The sequence below is a fragment of the Sphingopyxis sp. Root1497 genome (genome assembly GCF_001427085.1).
In the GTDB taxonomy this organism is placed as follows: Bacteria; Pseudomonadota; Alphaproteobacteria; order Sphingomonadales; family Sphingomonadaceae; genus Sphingopyxis.
Map to the genome: position 1 here is coordinate 573,735 of NZ_LMGF01000005.1, position 15,132 is coordinate 588,866.

Sequence of the window (15,132 nt, forward strand, 5' to 3'; positions counted from 1 at the left end):
GTCCCCAGCCTCGGCCAGGTTTGCGGCCTTCGCTTTCAACCGAGCGCTCCGAGGATGGTCTTTGCGGTGCCGGCGGCGAACCTCGCCGCCGGCACCGCTGATCCGGTCAGAAGAATGTCGTCAGATTCTTGAAGAGCAATTTGCTCTGATCGAGGAAGATCGACCGTTTCGCGATCTGGAATGTTGCGCCCGCCGGGCGCAGCACGTCGATCCGCTTGCCGACGAAAAGGCGAACCTCGCCCTCGCGCCGGTTTACATAGACGATGAACCGGCTGCTCACAGTCAGCTCGGTTTCGCTCGCTTCCTGAATGCGCGTGTTCGTCGTGATATGGCTCGTGCGGGAAAACGGCTCTTCGGCCCAGTGATCGCCGCCCTTCAACTGCATCACGCGCTGAAGAAGGGTTTTCTTGTCTTCATCGAACCAGGCCGCGTCCTGCTGTTCGCGGCTATATTCCGCTCCCAGATTATTATGCTCGACGTTGCGCGCCAGCGGCATCCAGTAGCGCGCATCTTCCGTGAAGAGCTCAAGCCATTCGTCGAAGCGCCTCTCGTCAAGAAGCTCGCACTCGTAGGAGAGGAAATCCTCGACGCGCTCCTTGAGGGTGGGCACTGCGACAGCATCCTCCCCGCCGAGGTTGGCCGTGTCGATCGTGCTTGCGCTGCTCACTGGCCTGCCTCCTGCTCGCCCGCTTGGGCGTCCATCTTCTGCGCCCAATGGCCGTAGAACACGCGCTGGGCATGTTCCGACACGCCCTCGTCGACATAGGCGCCCTCGCCGAGCCACGGCTCGGGCCACGCCCATTGCGCCTGGCCCATGTGCAGGGTGTAGTTCATCGGAAGCCGGTTGCCCGCCGCCGTCTCGGCCCCGACCTGCGCCGACGCCCAATTCTCGATATCGTCCTGCTCGACCATGCCCGACGGGCCGCCGTAGCGCAGCAGATAATGGCGCAGCGTGTCCTTGACCTTCTGCGGCGCATTCTTGGGCACGAAATACCATTTCCACACTTCGGTGCGGTTGGGCGCGCGCGGCACCCACATCGTGATCTGCCAGCGCCCTGCGGAGTTATAGGCGATGTTGGGGAATATGATTCCGCCGCGATTGAGGAGACGCGCCTTCTCGCCGAGCCGCTCCTGACGCGCGTAATGCGCCGCGCGGAAGTAATCGTCGACTTCCGGGACGATCGCCCACTGCGGATGATATTCGCGCTGCTCATCGTCGTAGAGATTGACGCGGGCGGCATGGCCACCGGCCGGATAGGCGACGTTCAACGTTCTGAACTTGTGCTTGTCGGCCGCCCAGACGTGACGTCCGCGCAGACCTGACAGCGCGAGGCCGACGCGCTGCACCGAATTGTGGCTGACGTCGTGATAAAGATCGCCGGCGTTGTTTTCGGCGCCAAACTTCCAGTTGCTGTGAATTTCGAACTTCAGGATGCCGTCGATGACCTCCAGCCCGTCATCCTCGCCGTCGGGGCCCTGCATGAAGTCGCGCAGCATCAACGCCATGTCGCCGAGCGTCTCCTCGAAAGGCGGCACATTTTCATCGAACGTGGCCCAGATCGACCCGTAGTACAGCGTGACTCGAGCCTGGATCAGGCCCCATTTCTTGCGGTCGAGCTGACCGCCATAGCCTTCGCTCGACAGCGGAAGCCCGGTGAGATCGCCGGTGTTGGCGAACGTCCACCCATGATAGGGGCAGGTGAAGCGCTTGGCGTTGCCCTTGTCGTACCGACACACCGGCATCCCCCGATGCGTGCACATGTTGAGCATGACCCGCACTTCGCCTTCCGAGTCGCGGGTAACGACGACCGCGTCGCGGCCGGCCTGCGAGGTGAAGAAATCACCCTTGTTCGGAATCTGGCTTTCGTGCCCGACAAACAGCCAGGACTTGCCGAACACCTGCTTGATTTCCTGATCGAAAATATCCTGATCAGCGAAGATCCGCCGGTCGATCAGCCCCGCCTCGGCGTCCACGAGCCGACCGTCAATTGTATCGCTGTCCATCTGTTATCCCTCTCACCATCCAGGCTGGCCAAGGTCAAATGCCGGCCTATTGCACCTACGCCATAAGTTATGCTAGCAAAGCAAAATGCTGTCAAGCTAGATCGCGGCGGTGAACGCCCGGCAGCGATTTGCAGCTGCCATCGGATGACGATCGGGGAGAGTGGAATGTCGATTATAATGGGCGCTGGCCTCAGCTATTCGCCGTTGATGTACCGGCCGCGGTCATGCTGGTCGGCCGTATCGGACCATCTGGTGGGGGAGGCGGTCCAGCCGGCTGCCCGCGCCGACGAGACGGGCGAGCGACTCGCGGACTATGAGACGCGGATCGCTGCCGGCTTTGACAAACTTGCCAGTCTGATCGTCGAGGCGAAACTCGACGCGTTGGTCCTTCTCCATGCCGATCGCGGCGATGTCTTCGATCTGTCGAACACGCCGCAGCTGCACTTTCAGGTCGGCGGCGAAATCTGGGGCGACCCCGCCTTGTCTCCGCTCGGCGAGCCATCGTCGCCCGCGCATTTCCCGTGCGACGAGGCTCTTGGCGAATTTCTCTCCGAGGAACTGGTCCGGCGCGGGTTCGACATCTCCGAAGGCCGGGCCCAGTTTCGCCCTTTGGGAGACAAGGGGCGCGGTGCATCCCCGGCATTGACCGAAGCGGCCGCCCGCCTGTCCGGCGGCCTTCCCATCATTCCCCTTCACGTCAATTGCCATGTCGAGCCGGTCCTTCCCGGACGGCGTCTTCACAGCTTCGGCCGGGCGCTCGCGCAGTCGGCGGCACTGACCGGCAGGCGGCTGGGACTGCTTGTCAGCGGCGGCCTGTCGGGCAATCCGGGCGGCGCGATGGCGGGCTGGATCGACGACATCCTCGATCGCTGGGTTCTCACCCGCCTCGAGCGCGGTCAGTCGCGCGATGTCGCGCAGATCTGGGACGTCCGGTCGCGAACCCTGCAAGGCAATTCGGCGGAGATGCGGCTCTGGACCGTAGCGGGCGCCGCACTGGAGGAGGCCGGCTGCCAGGCCCGCACCCTCGACTATATGCCCGTCCATCATGGTGCGACGGGCGTGGGATTCATGGCTTGGGAGACGACATCATGCCGATAACGATTGGAATGGCCTCATCCCATTTTCCGAGTTTGTTTCAGGACAGCTATGCCGGATGGCAGCGGTACTGGAAGCTGATCAGCGGCGACGTTCCGCAGCCGCCCGAGGCCGAACAGCAGGACGCGCTGTGCGTCGCCGACTGGGTAGCCCGGCGCGACCGCGCATTCGGCAGGCTGGCCGATGGACTGGCGGCCGCCAAGCCCGCCGCGCTCATCGTTGTCGCGGGCGATCAGGACGAATGGTTTTCCGCAGCCAATCTCCCGAATGTGATGATCTATTCGGGAGAGGACGATATCGAAGGCTTCCACAATTATGGCGACTTCGATTCCGATCCGCCGCAGCGCTTCTGGGAAAATCCGGATCGCTTCGGCGTCAGGGTTCGCTCGGCCTCGAAGCTCGCCCAGCATCTTCAAACCGAGCTGGTGCGGCGCGATTTCGATATTGCGATCAGCCGCAAGATCAGTCCGCAGGGCCGGCCCGAGCGTAAGGCGCCGCACGCGCTGACGCGGCCGCTTCCTCTGATCATGCCGGCGCTCGATATCCCGGTGATCCCGGTGATCGTGAAAACGATCGAGCGATCGAAGGCGGTGCTCAACGGCGAGCGGTGCCTGGCCCTTGGCCGCGCGATCGCGGACATCTGCCGCGAGCAGGCCGAGCCGATCGCCATCTACGGCAGCGGCGGCATGTCCCACGATCCGTCGGGCCCGCTGTCGGGCTGGGTCGACGAGCCGCTCGACCATTGGGTGCTCGACTGCCTCGCAAAAGGCGATTTCGACGCGTTGAAGGCGCTCTTCTCCTTCCAGTCCGCCGCGACAGATTCGGGAACCGGCGAACTCAGGACCTGGCTCGTGGCCGCGGGCGCGATGCAGGCAGCGCAGGAGCGGTATCACTGTGAGATCATCGATTATTTCCCGGCCCATATTGCCACCGCGGGCTGCGGCTGGGTGATGTGGAACGGGGCCGGACAGCCGCCGGAGACGGCGCTTTGAAGCTCGCGTCCGGCGAAAAATGATATTCCACCATAACTTATTATTGCATGATAAAGATGAGCCGCTAAGGTGGCGGCGATAACAGATCGATTCGAGCCTGCACACGGGCCGGGAGAGGGAGACAGCATATGTCGAAGAACCGTTTTTACCTGAATGCGTCCGCTTGCGCGGTATTTGCCGCGGCCGCCTTGGCATCGCCGTCCGCCGCTCTTGCGCAAGAGGCCGGGCAAGCCGACCAGGCCCATCAGGCCGACGCCGGCCCCAGCGAGGGCGATATTATCGTTACCGCGCAGCGGCGCGAGCAAAGCCTCCAGGACGTGCCGATTTCGATCGCGGTTGCGACCGGCGACACGCTGCGTGAATCGCAGATTTCCGATCTCGGCGATCTGGGCAACCGCGTCTCCGGGGTGAAGATCAACTCGGCGGGCGCCTCCGATTCGCTCAATATCCGCGGTATCGGTTCGGGCTTCAACATGGGCTTCGAGCAGGCGGTCGGCATCTTCATCGACGGCGTCTATGTGGCGCGCTCGCAGGTCATCCGCGGCGGGTTCCTCGACCTCGAGCGGATCGAGGTGCTCAAGGGTCCCCAGTCGACCTATTTCGGCAGCAACACGATCGCCGGTGCGCTCAGCATCGTGACCAAGAAGCCGAGCCAGAATTTCGACGGCTATGTGTCGGCGCTCTATTCGCCGTCCGATGACGAATATGACGTACAGGCCGCGGTGGGCGGCCCGCTCGCCGAGGGTCTGTCGATGCGCGGCGCGTTCCGCCTGTTCGGAATGGGCGGTTACATCAAGAACACCCGCCTCGACAACAAGGGCCCGAACAACTCGGACATGCAGGCGCGCCTCGCCCTGCGCTACGAGACCCCCGGCGACGTCGATGTGAACCTGCGCGTCGACTATGCTAAATATGACGACAAGCACACCGAGTTGCAGGAAATCACGAACTGCCCGCCGGCCCCCGGCTATGGGACCGGCCCGAATTTCGATCAGCCGGCCGGCACCTGCGCCGGGATTCTCGTGCCCGGGGATCAGGACGGCAAGCTCAACTATGTCACCGCGTCGGGAGATGCATTCTTCCAGCTGGAATCGGTGAACGGCGCGTTCGACGTTTCCGTGCCGATCGGGGGCAACACGCTGACCTCGACGACCGGCTATTATTATCATGATCTGTTCCGGACCACGGTGAGCGGCGCCTCGTTCGCGCTGCCGGCCTTCAACCTGCCTGCGGGCTTGCCGCTGTCGCAGCCCGAAAAGTTCCGGTCCTTCAGCCAGGAACTGCGCTTCGAGTCCGACAAGGGCGGCTTCCTCGAATATATGCTGGGGCTCTATTACGACAATTCGAACATGAAGGGGGCCATCAACACCGGCTTCTACTTCTCCAATTTCGGCGCGCTGGCCAACACCAGGGCGGGCGCCACGGGCGCTGCCGTCATCCCCGCCAACACGCCCGTTGCGCAGGAGGTCTATGGCGACCAGGACCAGTCGAACCGGTCGGTCTTCGCCGCCGCGACGGTCAATTTGTCGGAGGCGTTCCGCGTGAACCTCGGCGCGCGCTACAGCTCGATCCGCAAGAGCGCGCACCGGACCACCCGCGCCGGCCGCGGCGATGCGATCGGACAGGTCATCACCGAATTCACCCCGGAGCAGTTCAACACCTGGTCGACGACGGTCGGACGGGTCGGGGGCGACTATCGCAACACAAAGCGGACCGACGAGAAGTTCATGCCGTCGGTGAACGTCCAGTATGACGTGAACCGCGATGTCATGCTCTATGCCTCCTTCGCGACCGGGTTCAAGGCGGGCGGCTGGTCGATCGGCCAGAATCTCGACGAGTTCGGCCCGGAAAACGTGAAGTCGTACGAAGCCGGCCTCAAGGCATCGTGGTTCGACCGCCGGCTGACCACCAACATCACCTTCTTCAACAGCGATTATGACGATCTCCAGGAATCGACGACGATCATCGATGCGAACGGCATCAACCAGTCGGTGATCGCGAACGTCGGCAAGGCGCGTTCGCGGGGGATCGATCTGGAAGTTGGGGTCCGGCCGTTCGACGGCTTTAACCTGTCGGCCAATATCGGCTATCTCGATGCCAAATATCTGGACTATAAAAACGGGCCTTGCCCGATCCTGCCGACCGATCCGGCCCTCATCGCACAGATCGCGCCGGTTTGTCCGGTGCCCAATCTGGGCGGAACCAGGAAGGCCTATGCGCCCAAATGGAGCGGTAGCGTCAACGCAAACTACTCTGCCGACCTGTCGTCCGATCTCAAGCTCAAGCTGGGGAGCTGGATGTATTTCTCGTCGCGCTTCTTCCAGCAGGCCAACGGCGATTACCTGACCTCGCAGTCGGGCTATGCCAAGCTTGACCTCCGGGCGTCCATCGGTGCGATCGACGATCAGTGGGAGCTTGCGATCATCGCGAAGAATGTCACAGACAAGGCAACGGGCAATTATCGCGGCGTGATGACGGGATCGAATGCGGTCGCGGTCCGGACGGACCGGTCGCGCTCGATCGCATTCCAGATCTCGACCCGTTTCTGACATCCGCCAGCCGGAAGACGGTTCGTCTTCCGGCGCCAAGGCGGCCAAGGGAGTTCGATATATGACTGGCATATCCAATGCCTCCGGGTCTGTTTTCGACTATTCTCGCGAGATTCGGGAAGGCGGTCTGAAAGCCAGGCAGGTGCTGGTGCTCCTCATCCTCGGGCTCCTCGTCCTGTTCGACGGAATGGACAATCAGCTGCTCGGGCTCATCGCGCATGACATGAGCGAGGATCTTGGGCTGCCGATCTCCGCCTTCGGCCTCATATTCTCGTCGGCCCTCGTTGGAGGTATCGCGGGTGCGCTTCTCCTGAGCACCGCGGCCGATCAATCGCTGGGGCGCAAGCGCGTCATCATCATCGGCATGGGCCTGGCGGGATTCGGAACATTCATGACGGCGCACGCCGAGACGCTCATCGAGCTTATCGGCGTGCGTTTCGTTACCGGCATCGGCCTTGGGGCCGCCTTGCCCATCCTGATCTCGCTGGCGTCGGAATTCTCGCCCCAGCGCTATTCCCGCCTCGTGGTCTCGCTCATGATCGCATTCGTTCCGCTGGGATCGCTGCTGGGCAGCGTGATGGCGCGGGGGATCCTGCCCTATTCGGGATGGCATGGCCTTCTCTATGTGGCAGGGTGCGGAACGATCGCGCTGACGTTACTCGCCGCTTTCGTGGTTCCGGAGTCGGTCGCCTTTCTCGTGAACCGCAAGCGGAACCAGCCCGCCGCAGTCAAATCGATCCAGAAACTATTCGGGGTGAATGGTGTCGGCTCGGTGGTCGTCGATCAGGAACGAGATGCGCACGCGATCAGCAAGAAGCTCCCGGTCGCCATGCTGTTCGACAAGAAGTTGCGCGCCTTGACGATTCTCGTCTGGATCGCCTTTTTCATGGATCAGGCGATCTTGTACTTCGTGATGAACTGGACACCATCGCTGCTGCTCAAGGCAGGAATGTCCTCGAGCGCGGGAACCGACGCCGCCGCCATGTTCGGGATCGGGGGAGCTCTCGGGACGATCGCGCAGGGGTGGCTGACGACGCGGTTCGGCATCTACAAGGTGATGATCGTCGAGATTTGCATCTACGTCGCCGCGATGGTCGCTCTGCCAAGCGTTCTCGATCGTCCTGAAATGGCTTCGGCGATGGTGTTCGCCATTGCCGCCACGATCTGCGCCTATCACGCGGGCCTGATCAACCTCACTCTGGAATCCTTCCCGGAATCGATCCGGAGCACCGCCTTCGGCTGGGCCTTTGGCATGGGGCGGATGGGCGCGGCCGGGGCTCCGGCCATCGCCGGTGTTTTCCTCGGCTGGGGCTGGAGTCCGGCGCTCATCTTCCTCTGGGCGGCCATGCTCGGTGTCGCGACCGGCCTCGCGCTCCTGGGCATGCGCAAGATATTGTCGCGTCGCAGCGCGCAGCAGGCTGCAGGCCAAGATGCTGCGGTAGGGATGGCATGAGCCGGCGTCCGCGCTCTGACTGCCGCTCCGCGCGCGACGTCGCAAATCCGCGATGGAGCCCCGCCGCGGCGGCGCCCGGTCCGCGTTGACGCGACTAAATAGGACGTATACATCTTAAATTCTCCGTAGAGTGAGGAAAACGACCGTGACATCTACAATTCTGGAACCAGCGAAGGTCGAGGCGGCGACGCCATTGCGGACGCTGCGCAATTTTATCGGCGGTCAGTTCGTAGAGGGCGGGAAGCCGTTCGAGGTCCGCAATCCGGCAACGGGCGCCGTCCACGCCATCGCCTATGAAGCCGATGCGGCGATGATCGATGCTGCTGTCGAAGCCGGGCGCCGCAGCGTGGAAGGCGAATGGGGGCAGATGACGCTCGCCCGGCGGCGCGACTTGCTCGCGCGGGTAGCGGCGCGGATCGAAGAGCGGTTCGATGAATTTCTCGAGGCCGAGATCGCCGACACCGGCAAGCCGCGATCGATGGCGGCGCATCTCGACATTCCCCGCGGCGCAGCCAATTTTCGGGTCTTCGCCGATTTCATCGCCAGCCGTCCCGACGAGGCGTTCGAGATGGACACGCCCGATGGCGGGCGGGCGATAAATTATTCGGTCCGTAAGCCGCTCGGCGTCGTCGGCGTGATCAGCCCTTGGAACCTGCCTTTGCTGTTGATGACCTGGAAGGTTGCGCCGGCCATGGCCTGCGGCAACGCGGTGGTCGTCAAGCCCTCCGAGGAAACGCCCTCTACCACGACGCTGCTCGCCGAGGTGATGAACGAGGTCGGCATCCCGGCCGGCGTCTTCAACGTCGTGCATGGTTTCGGCCCTGGATCCGCTGGCGAAATGGTGACCGCACATCCGGGAATTCGCGCGATCACCTTCACCGGGGAGACGCGCACCGGGGCTGCCATCATGCGCTCGGCGGCCGCCACCACCAAGGCCTTGTCCTTTGAGCTCGGCGGAAAGAATCCGGCGATCGTCTTTGCCGATGCCGATTTCGATGCGGCAGTTGCCGGCCTTTCGCGCGCCGCGTTTCTGAACACGGGCCAAGTGTGCCTTGCGCCCGAGCGCATGTATGTCGAGCGCCCGATTTTCGACCGCTTTGTCGCGGCGATGAAGGAAAAGGCCGAGGCCTTGCGCCCGGGCCTGCCGCACGCGGAGGGCACCGATCTCGGTCCCCTGATCTCGGCAGAACATCGTGCCAAGGTTCTCGACTATTATGCTCTCGCGATCGAGGAAGGCGCCACCCTCGTCACGGGCGGCGGCGTTCCGGACCTCGAAGGCGCAGCGGCTGACGGCTATTTCGTCGAGCCGACGATCTGGACGGGACTGACGCAGCACGCGCGCGTCACGCGCGAGGAAATTTTCGGCCCCTGTTGCCACATCGCGCCCTTCGACAGCGAAGAGGAGGTCATCGCCCTTGCGAACGATACCGACTATGGCCTCGCCTCGTCGGTGTGGACGCGCGATCTGTCGCGCGCGCACCGGGTCGGACGCGCGATGGATGTCGGGATCAGTTGGGTGAACAGCTGGTTTCTGCGCGACCTCCGCACGGCGTTCGGCGGCGCCAAGCAATCGGGCTTCGGCCGCGAAGGCGGCGACCATTCGATCAGCTTCTACTCCGAAATCACCAACATCTGCATAAAGGTCTGACACCATGCCGCTTGCCCAGATTTCCATTCTCGAAGGCCGCAGCCCCGAAATGATCGCCGAGATGGCGGAAGCCGTCACCGCCGCGATCTCTGGCGCCCTGGAGGCGCCCCGCGACCGCATTCGCGTGGTGGTGACCGAGATCCCTGCTGAAAAATGGTTCGTCGCCGGACAGTCGATGGCAGCGCGAGCGAAGGGCTGACGCTCGTTTCGCCCGCAGTTTGAAAGAGAGAGCTCATGGCCGACCTGCATGATATCCGCTATGTTCGCATCGGAACCGACCGCCTCGACGAGAATGTCGATTTTGCCGTCCGGATTCTGGGTCTCGAGCTCGTGCACCGCGATTCCGACGCCGCCTATCTTCGGGGCGACGATCGCGATCACAATATCTGCTATGTGAAGGGCGCGGCCGTGGGCCACACCGTCGGCTTCGAAATGGCGACCTCGGACCAGCTTGACCGTGCGGCCGCGGAACTGGAGGCCGCCGGCGTCGCGGTTCGCCGCGGTAATACGGAGGAGTGCGAGCGCCGCCGGGTGCGTGATCTCATCCGCTTCACCGATCCGACGGGCAACGCCATCGAACTGGTTGCCCGGCCGGCCGCGAGCGGCCGCCGATATTTTGCCCCGCGCGACGCCGGCATCACCTCGTTCAGCCACGTCGGCCTGCGCACGACCGATGCGCGCACCGACGAAGCCTTCTGGACCGGACAGCTCGGCGCCAAAGTGAGCGACTGGATCGAGGATGCCGCGCTCCTGCGCATCGATGGCGTCCATCACAAGGTCGCGCTCTTCAACTCGGCTTATGCCGGGGTCCATCACATCAACTTCCAGGTCGAGGATGTCGATGACATCATGCGGTCCTGGTACTTCCTGCAGGAGCAGGGGGTGCGGATCGCTTTCGGCCCCGGACGCCATGCCACCTCGGGCGCGCGTTTTCTCTATTTCTACGGCCCCGACGGCATGATCTACGAATATAGCTGCGGCGTGCGCGTGTTTTCGGAGGACGAGGACCGGCGCCATGTGCCGCGGCAATTCCGGCGCGAGCCGAGCAGCTATTGCACATGGGGATCCAAGCCCGACATCGCCGAATTCCGCTCGGAGGAAGAAGGCAGCATCGCCCATGCGGGATGACGCCCATCACATCCTGCGGCTCGCGGCGCGGGCCATGGGGCGGCACGGGCTGGCGCATGCCTACGGGCATGTCAGCCAGCGTGTCGATGCGGGCCACTTTCTCGTGACGCCGCCCCGACCGCTTCCGACGGTCTCGGTCGAGGATGAAGGCACGCTGGTCCCGCTCGACGGGCCGCTGCCCGACGGGGTTCTGGGCGAAGTGCGGCTTCACCGCGAAATCTACCGGAAGCGTGAGGATGTCGGAGGAATCTGCCGCGTCCAGCCGCCGGCGGTCATGGCGCTGTCTGCCCTCGGCATGACCCCGCGCGCCTTGCACGGATTCGGTACCTATTTTGCGCCGATGCCGCCGCTCTGGCCAGAAACCGCGCTCGTCCGCGAGGACGCCGTCGCCGTGCAGGTGGCCGACATGCTCGGCGAGGCGACCGCGATCGTGCTGCGGGGGAACGGTGCCGTCGTCACCGGCCGGACGCTGGAGACCGCCGCCGCCAATACATTTTTTCTCGAAGATGCCGCCCGGATCGAACTGGCGCTTCTTCCGGCCCGCGCCGCCGGTCTCGGCGCACTGGAATATAGCGCCGAGGAGGCGGCCGCGCGCGCGACCGCGGCCGGCGGCATCTACGAACGCATGTGGGACTATCTCTGTTTTGGAGATGTGGAATGGAAGGAAGCGGCATGATCAGTCAAGCAGCGGATACGTCGGCGATGCAGAGCCATGCCGACGCGCTGGCGGGAGCCTATGGCGGGGGCGCGATAGCGCCTATCCGGAACGCGCTGAAGGACGCGGGCACGATCGAGGATGCCTATGCGATCCAGGCCCTCAACACCGATCGGTGGCTGAACGACGGCCGGCATATCGTGGGCGCCAAGATCGGTCTGACGGCCCGGGCGGTACAGGCCCAGCTTGGCGTCGACCAGCCCGATTTCGGAATTCTCTTCGCGGACATGGCGGTCGAAGACGGCGCCGTGATCGCTCCCGGACGTCTCCTGCAGCCGAAGGTGGAAGCCGAAGTCGCATTCGTCATGCGGCGATCGCCCGACATCAATCGGCTGACCACCGCGGAACTTCTGTCGTCGATCGATTATGCGCTTCCGGCACTGGAAATCGTCGACAGCCGCATTACCGGCTGGGATATCGGCATCGTCGATACGATCGCCGACAATGCCTCGTCGGGTCTGTTCGTCCTCGGGACGACGCCAGTGCAGGTCGCGGATCTCGATCTGCGGCTGTGCGGAATGGTCCTCGAAAAGAACGGCGAGCCGGTCAGCTTCGGAGCCGGTGCCGCCTGTCTCGGCCATCCGCTGCACGCCCTCGGTTGGCTGGCGCGAACGCTGGCGAAGGTCGGCCGCCCCCTCGAAGCAGGAAGCATCGTGCTCTCAGGCGCACTCGGCCCGATGGTCGACGCCCGGCCGGGCGATGTCTTCGAGACGCGTATCGAGGGGGTCGGTTCGGTGCGCGCCGCCTTCGGTCAGTGAAATTTCAGAGGGGTTAGCAACATGGACAGAGTGAAAGCCGTAATCATAGGGTCGGGCAACATCGGCACCGACCTGATGATCAAGATGATCAAATATCCGCAGAACATGGAGCTGGTGGCCGTGGTCGGCATCGATCCGGCGTCCGAGGGCCTGGCGATGGCGCGCGAGCGCGGCATCACCACCACCCATGAAGGGCTGGAGGGGCTGCAGAAGCTCGACGTCTATCCCGAGATCGGCATCGCCTTCGATGCGACGAGTGCTTACTCGCACAAGGTGCACGATGCGGCCCTGCGGGCCGATGGCAAGCAGGTCGTCGATCTCACGCCGGCCGCCATCGGTCCTTTCACCATTCCGCCGGTCAACATGCATGCGAATCTCGATCAGCCCAACGTCAACATGGTCACATGCGGCGGGCAGGCGACGATCCCGATGGTCGCGGCGGTCAGCCAGGTCGCCACCGTCCATTATGCCGAGATCGTGGCATCGGTTTCTTCGCGATCGGCGGGCCCTGGCACCCGGGCGAATATCGACGAATTCACCCGGACCACCGCGAGCGCCATCGAGCAGGTGGGAGGCGCGGCGAAGGGCAAGGCGATCATCATCCTCAATCCCGCTGAGCCGCCGATGATCATGCGCGACACGGTTTTCACCCTGTCGGAAGGCGCCGATGAAGATACCATTCGCGCCTCGGTCGAAGCGATGGTGGCAAAGGTGCAAGCCTATGTTCCCGGCTACCGGCTGAAGCAGGCGGTGCAGTTCGAACATTTCGGCGACAACAACCGCCTGACGATTCCCGGTTATGGTGAATTTACCGGGATCAAGACCTCGATCTTCCTCGAGGTCGAAGGCGCAGGCGATTATCTGCCGAGCTACTCCGGCAATCTCGACATCATGACCGCCGCCGCAAAGGCCACCGGCGAACTGCTGGCCGAAAAGATCATGTCCAGAAAGGCCGCAGCATGACCTTCGATGCAACCAGGGACAAACTCTATCTCCAGGACGTCACCTTGCGCGACGGCATGCACGCGATACGTCACATGTATGGTATCGATCATGTCCGCTCGATCGCGAAAGCGCTGGATGATGCCGGGGTCGATGCGATCGAGGTCGCGCATGGCGACGGCCTCAATGGCGCAAGCTTCAACTATGGCTTCGGCGCGCATACCGACTGGGAATGGCTGGAGGCTGTCGCCGACGTCCTGACCCGCTCGGTTCTGACCACGCTCATCCTGCCCGGCGTCGGAACGGTCGACGAGCTGAAGCGCGCCTATGATATCGGGGTGCGGTCGGTGCGCGTTGCGACGCATTGCACCGAGGCCGATGTCTCGAAGCAGCATATCGGCATCGCCCGCGATCTCGGCATGGACGTCTCCGGCTTCCTGATGATGAGCCACATGATCGAGCCGGACGCGCTCGCCCAGCAGGCGCTGCTGATGGAAAGCTATGGCGCGCAGTGCCTCTATGTCACCGACAGCGGCGGCGCTCTCGACATGGACGGGGTGCGCGCGCGCTTCCAGGCCTATGACCGCGTCCTCAAGCCCGAAACCGAACGGGGCATGCACGCGCACCACAATCTCTCGCTCGGCGTCGCCAATTCGATCGTCGCGGCGCAGGAGGGCGCGGTCCGCATCGACGCCAGCCTCGCGGGCATGGGCGCGGGTGCCGGTAATGCGCCGCTCGAGGTGTTCATCGCCGCAGTCGACCGCAAGGGGTGGAACCATGGCTGCGACGTCATGGCGCTGATGGACGCTGCCGAGGATCTGGTGCGTCCGTTGCAGGACCGTCCGGTTCGTGTCGACAGGGAGACGCTCGCGCTCGGTTATGCCGGGGTATATTCGAGCTTCCTGCGCCATGCCGAAAAGGCCGCAGCCGATTATGGCCTCGATACGCGCGAGATTCTCGTCGAACTTGGCAGCCGCAAGATGGTGGGCGGCCAGGAGGATATGATCGTCGATGTCGCGCTCGACATGATTAAGCAGAAGGAGGCGGCATGATGACGCTGATTGAAACGCTGGCCGAACGTCTCGACACGGCAGCCCGGACGGCGACGGCAACACCCCAGCTTACCGAGCCGCTCGGCGTCGAGGATGCCTATGCCGTCCAGGCACGATCGATGGCGCTGCGCTACGCGCGCGGCGAGCGACGGGTCGGGATCAAGATGGGCATGACGAGCCGCGCCAAGATGGCGCAGATGGGCATCGAGGACATGTTGTGGGGACGCCTGACCGACGCCATGTTGGTCGAGGATGGTGGCACCATCGACTTCCCGGCCTTCGTTCACCCGCGCGTCGAACCCGAAATCGCTTTTCTGCTGGGCGCTCCTCTTGGCGAAAATGTCACGGCGATGGCGGCGCGCGCCGCGCTCGTCGGGGTCGCACCGGCCCTCGAGATCATCGACAGCCGGTACGAGAATTTCAAATTTTCGCTGACCGATGTGATCGCCGACAACAGTTCGTCCTCGGCATTCGTCACCGGCGCCTGGGCGGATCCGGGCACCGATCTCTCCAATCTCGGCCTGATCCTCGGATTCGACGGCCAGGTGCGGCAGGTCGGCTCCACGGCCTCGATCCTGGGGGATCCGATCCGCTCGCTGGTCGCAGCAGCGCGCCTCGCGGCGCGCGCAGGCGAGCCGCTCCAGGCCGGCGATGTGGTCATGGCGGGCGGGGCAACAGCCGCGGAGCCGCTCGTCCCTGGCCAGCATGTCCGGCTGGAAGTGCAGAACCTCGGCCGGGTCGAATTTCGCGTGTCGTCCGGTTGACGCGCCGGCCGCACCGCTGTCAGATGTCGGCC

The 15,132-nt window shown here is 63.8% G+C and carries 14 protein-coding genes; 12 read left to right on the forward strand and 2 right to left on the reverse strand.

The window, feature by feature from the left end; all coding sequences use genetic code 11:
* Nucleotides 1–106 precede the first annotated feature (106 nt).
* Nucleotides 107–667: an aromatic-ring-hydroxylating dioxygenase subunit beta gene (locus ASD67_RS17200; RefSeq protein ID WP_056349919.1), complete on the reverse strand. Its 561-nt coding sequence runs from the start codon at nucleotides 665–667 to the stop codon at nucleotides 107–109.
* Nucleotides 664–2,004 carry an aromatic ring-hydroxylating oxygenase subunit alpha gene (locus ASD67_RS17205; RefSeq protein WP_056349920.1) on the reverse strand — a complete coding sequence of 447 codons (1,341 nt, stop codon included), beginning with the start codon at nucleotides 2,002–2,004 and terminating at the stop codon, nucleotides 664–666. Before ASD67_RS17205 ends, ASD67_RS17200 begins: the two co-directional genes overlap by 4 nt.
* Nucleotides 2,005–2,169: 165 nt before the next feature.
* Here ASD67_RS17205 and ASD67_RS17210 point away from each other — a divergent pair, with 165 nt between their 5' ends.
* From ASD67_RS17210 to ASD67_RS17265, 12 genes are all read left to right on the forward strand, one after another.
* Complete coding sequence (locus tag ASD67_RS17210; RefSeq protein ID WP_162248603.1) at nucleotides 2,170–3,102, forward strand: hypothetical protein; 933 nt, start codon at nucleotides 2,170–2,172, stop codon at nucleotides 3,100–3,102.
* Nucleotides 3,078–4,091: a hypothetical protein gene (locus tag ASD67_RS17215; protein ID WP_156377761.1), complete on the forward strand. Its 1,014-nt coding sequence runs from the start codon at nucleotides 3,078–3,080 to the stop codon at nucleotides 4,089–4,091. Before ASD67_RS17210 ends, ASD67_RS17215 begins: the two co-directional genes overlap by 25 nt.
* A gap of 188 nt (nucleotides 4,092–4,279) precedes the next feature.
* On the forward strand, nucleotides 4,280–6,640 hold the full coding sequence (locus tag ASD67_RS17220) for a TonB-dependent receptor (protein ID WP_162248604.1): 2,361 nt from the start codon (nucleotides 4,280–4,282) through the stop codon (nucleotides 6,638–6,640).
* 61 nt (nucleotides 6,641–6,701) lie between these two features.
* Nucleotides 6,702–8,093, forward strand: a complete 1,392-nt coding sequence (locus tag ASD67_RS17225; RefSeq protein ID WP_162248605.1) for an MFS transporter — start codon at nucleotides 6,702–6,704, stop codon at nucleotides 8,091–8,093.
* Nucleotides 8,094–8,238: 145 nt separating this feature from the next.
* Nucleotides 8,239–9,741 carry a 2-hydroxymuconic semialdehyde dehydrogenase gene (locus tag ASD67_RS17230; protein ID WP_443028050.1) on the forward strand — a complete coding sequence of 501 codons (1,503 nt, stop codon included), beginning with the start codon at nucleotides 8,239–8,241 and terminating at the stop codon, nucleotides 9,739–9,741.
* Between the two features lie 4 nt (nucleotides 9,742–9,745).
* Nucleotides 9,746–9,940 (forward strand): tautomerase family protein, encoded by a 195-nt coding sequence (locus ASD67_RS17235; RefSeq protein WP_056349935.1) that lies wholly within the window; start codon nucleotides 9,746–9,748, stop codon nucleotides 9,938–9,940.
* 35 nt (nucleotides 9,941–9,975) lie between these two features.
* Complete coding sequence (locus ASD67_RS17240) at nucleotides 9,976–10,869, forward strand: VOC family protein (protein WP_056349937.1); 894 nt, start codon at nucleotides 9,976–9,978, stop codon at nucleotides 10,867–10,869.
* On the forward strand, nucleotides 10,859–11,545 hold the full coding sequence (locus ASD67_RS17245) for a class II aldolase/adducin family protein (protein WP_056349939.1): 687 nt from the start codon (nucleotides 10,859–10,861) through the stop codon (nucleotides 11,543–11,545). The genes ASD67_RS17240 and ASD67_RS17245 overlap by 11 nt, the downstream gene beginning before the upstream one ends.
* Nucleotides 11,542–12,342, forward strand: coding sequence for a 2-keto-4-pentenoate hydratase (locus ASD67_RS17250; RefSeq protein WP_056349941.1), 801 nt, complete (start codon nucleotides 11,542–11,544; stop codon nucleotides 12,340–12,342). Before ASD67_RS17245 ends, ASD67_RS17250 begins: the two co-directional genes overlap by 4 nt.
* A gap of 21 nt (nucleotides 12,343–12,363) precedes the next feature.
* Nucleotides 12,364–13,305, forward strand: a complete 942-nt coding sequence (locus tag ASD67_RS17255) for an acetaldehyde dehydrogenase (acetylating) (RefSeq protein WP_056349943.1) — start codon at nucleotides 12,364–12,366, stop codon at nucleotides 13,303–13,305.
* Nucleotides 13,302–14,336, forward strand: a complete 1,035-nt coding sequence (dmpG, locus tag ASD67_RS17260) for a 4-hydroxy-2-oxovalerate aldolase (RefSeq protein ID WP_056349944.1) — start codon at nucleotides 13,302–13,304, stop codon at nucleotides 14,334–14,336. Before ASD67_RS17255 ends, dmpG begins: the two co-directional genes overlap by 4 nt.
* Nucleotides 14,333–15,100, forward strand: coding sequence for a 2-keto-4-pentenoate hydratase (locus tag ASD67_RS17265; protein WP_327197026.1), 768 nt, complete (start codon nucleotides 14,333–14,335; stop codon nucleotides 15,098–15,100). The genes dmpG and ASD67_RS17265 overlap by 4 nt, the downstream gene beginning before the upstream one ends.
* Nucleotides 15,101–15,132 lie beyond the last annotated feature (32 nt).

Bases quoted from the DNA above. Each gene is read 5' to 3' on its own strand.
- ASD67_RS17205 (WP_056349920.1), bottom strand. From the start codon at position 2,004: ATGGACAGCGATACAATTGACGGTCGGCTCGTGGACGCCGAGGCGGGG.
- ASD67_RS17210 (WP_162248603.1), top strand. From the start codon at position 2,170: ATGTCGATTATAATGGGCGCTGGCCTCAGCTATTCGCCGTTGATGTAC.
- ASD67_RS17225 (WP_162248605.1), top strand. From the start codon at position 6,702: ATGACTGGCATATCCAATGCCTCCGGGTCTGTTTTCGACTATTCTCGC.
- ASD67_RS17235 (WP_056349935.1), top strand. From the start codon at position 9,746: ATGCCGCTTGCCCAGATTTCCATTCTCGAAGGCCGCAGCCCCGAAATG.
- ASD67_RS17240 (WP_056349937.1), top strand. From the start codon at position 9,976: ATGGCCGACCTGCATGATATCCGCTATGTTCGCATCGGAACCGACCGC.
- ASD67_RS17245 (WP_056349939.1), top strand. From the start codon at position 10,859: ATGCGGGATGACGCCCATCACATCCTGCGGCTCGCGGCGCGGGCCATG.
- ASD67_RS17250 (WP_056349941.1), top strand. From the start codon at position 11,542: ATGATCAGTCAAGCAGCGGATACGTCGGCGATGCAGAGCCATGCCGAC.
- ASD67_RS17255 (WP_056349943.1), top strand. From the start codon at position 12,364: ATGGACAGAGTGAAAGCCGTAATCATAGGGTCGGGCAACATCGGCACC.
- dmpG (WP_056349944.1), top strand. From the start codon at position 13,302: ATGACCTTCGATGCAACCAGGGACAAACTCTATCTCCAGGACGTCACC.
- ASD67_RS17265 (WP_327197026.1), top strand. From the start codon at position 14,333: ATGATGACGCTGATTGAAACGCTGGCCGAACGTCTCGACACGGCAGCC.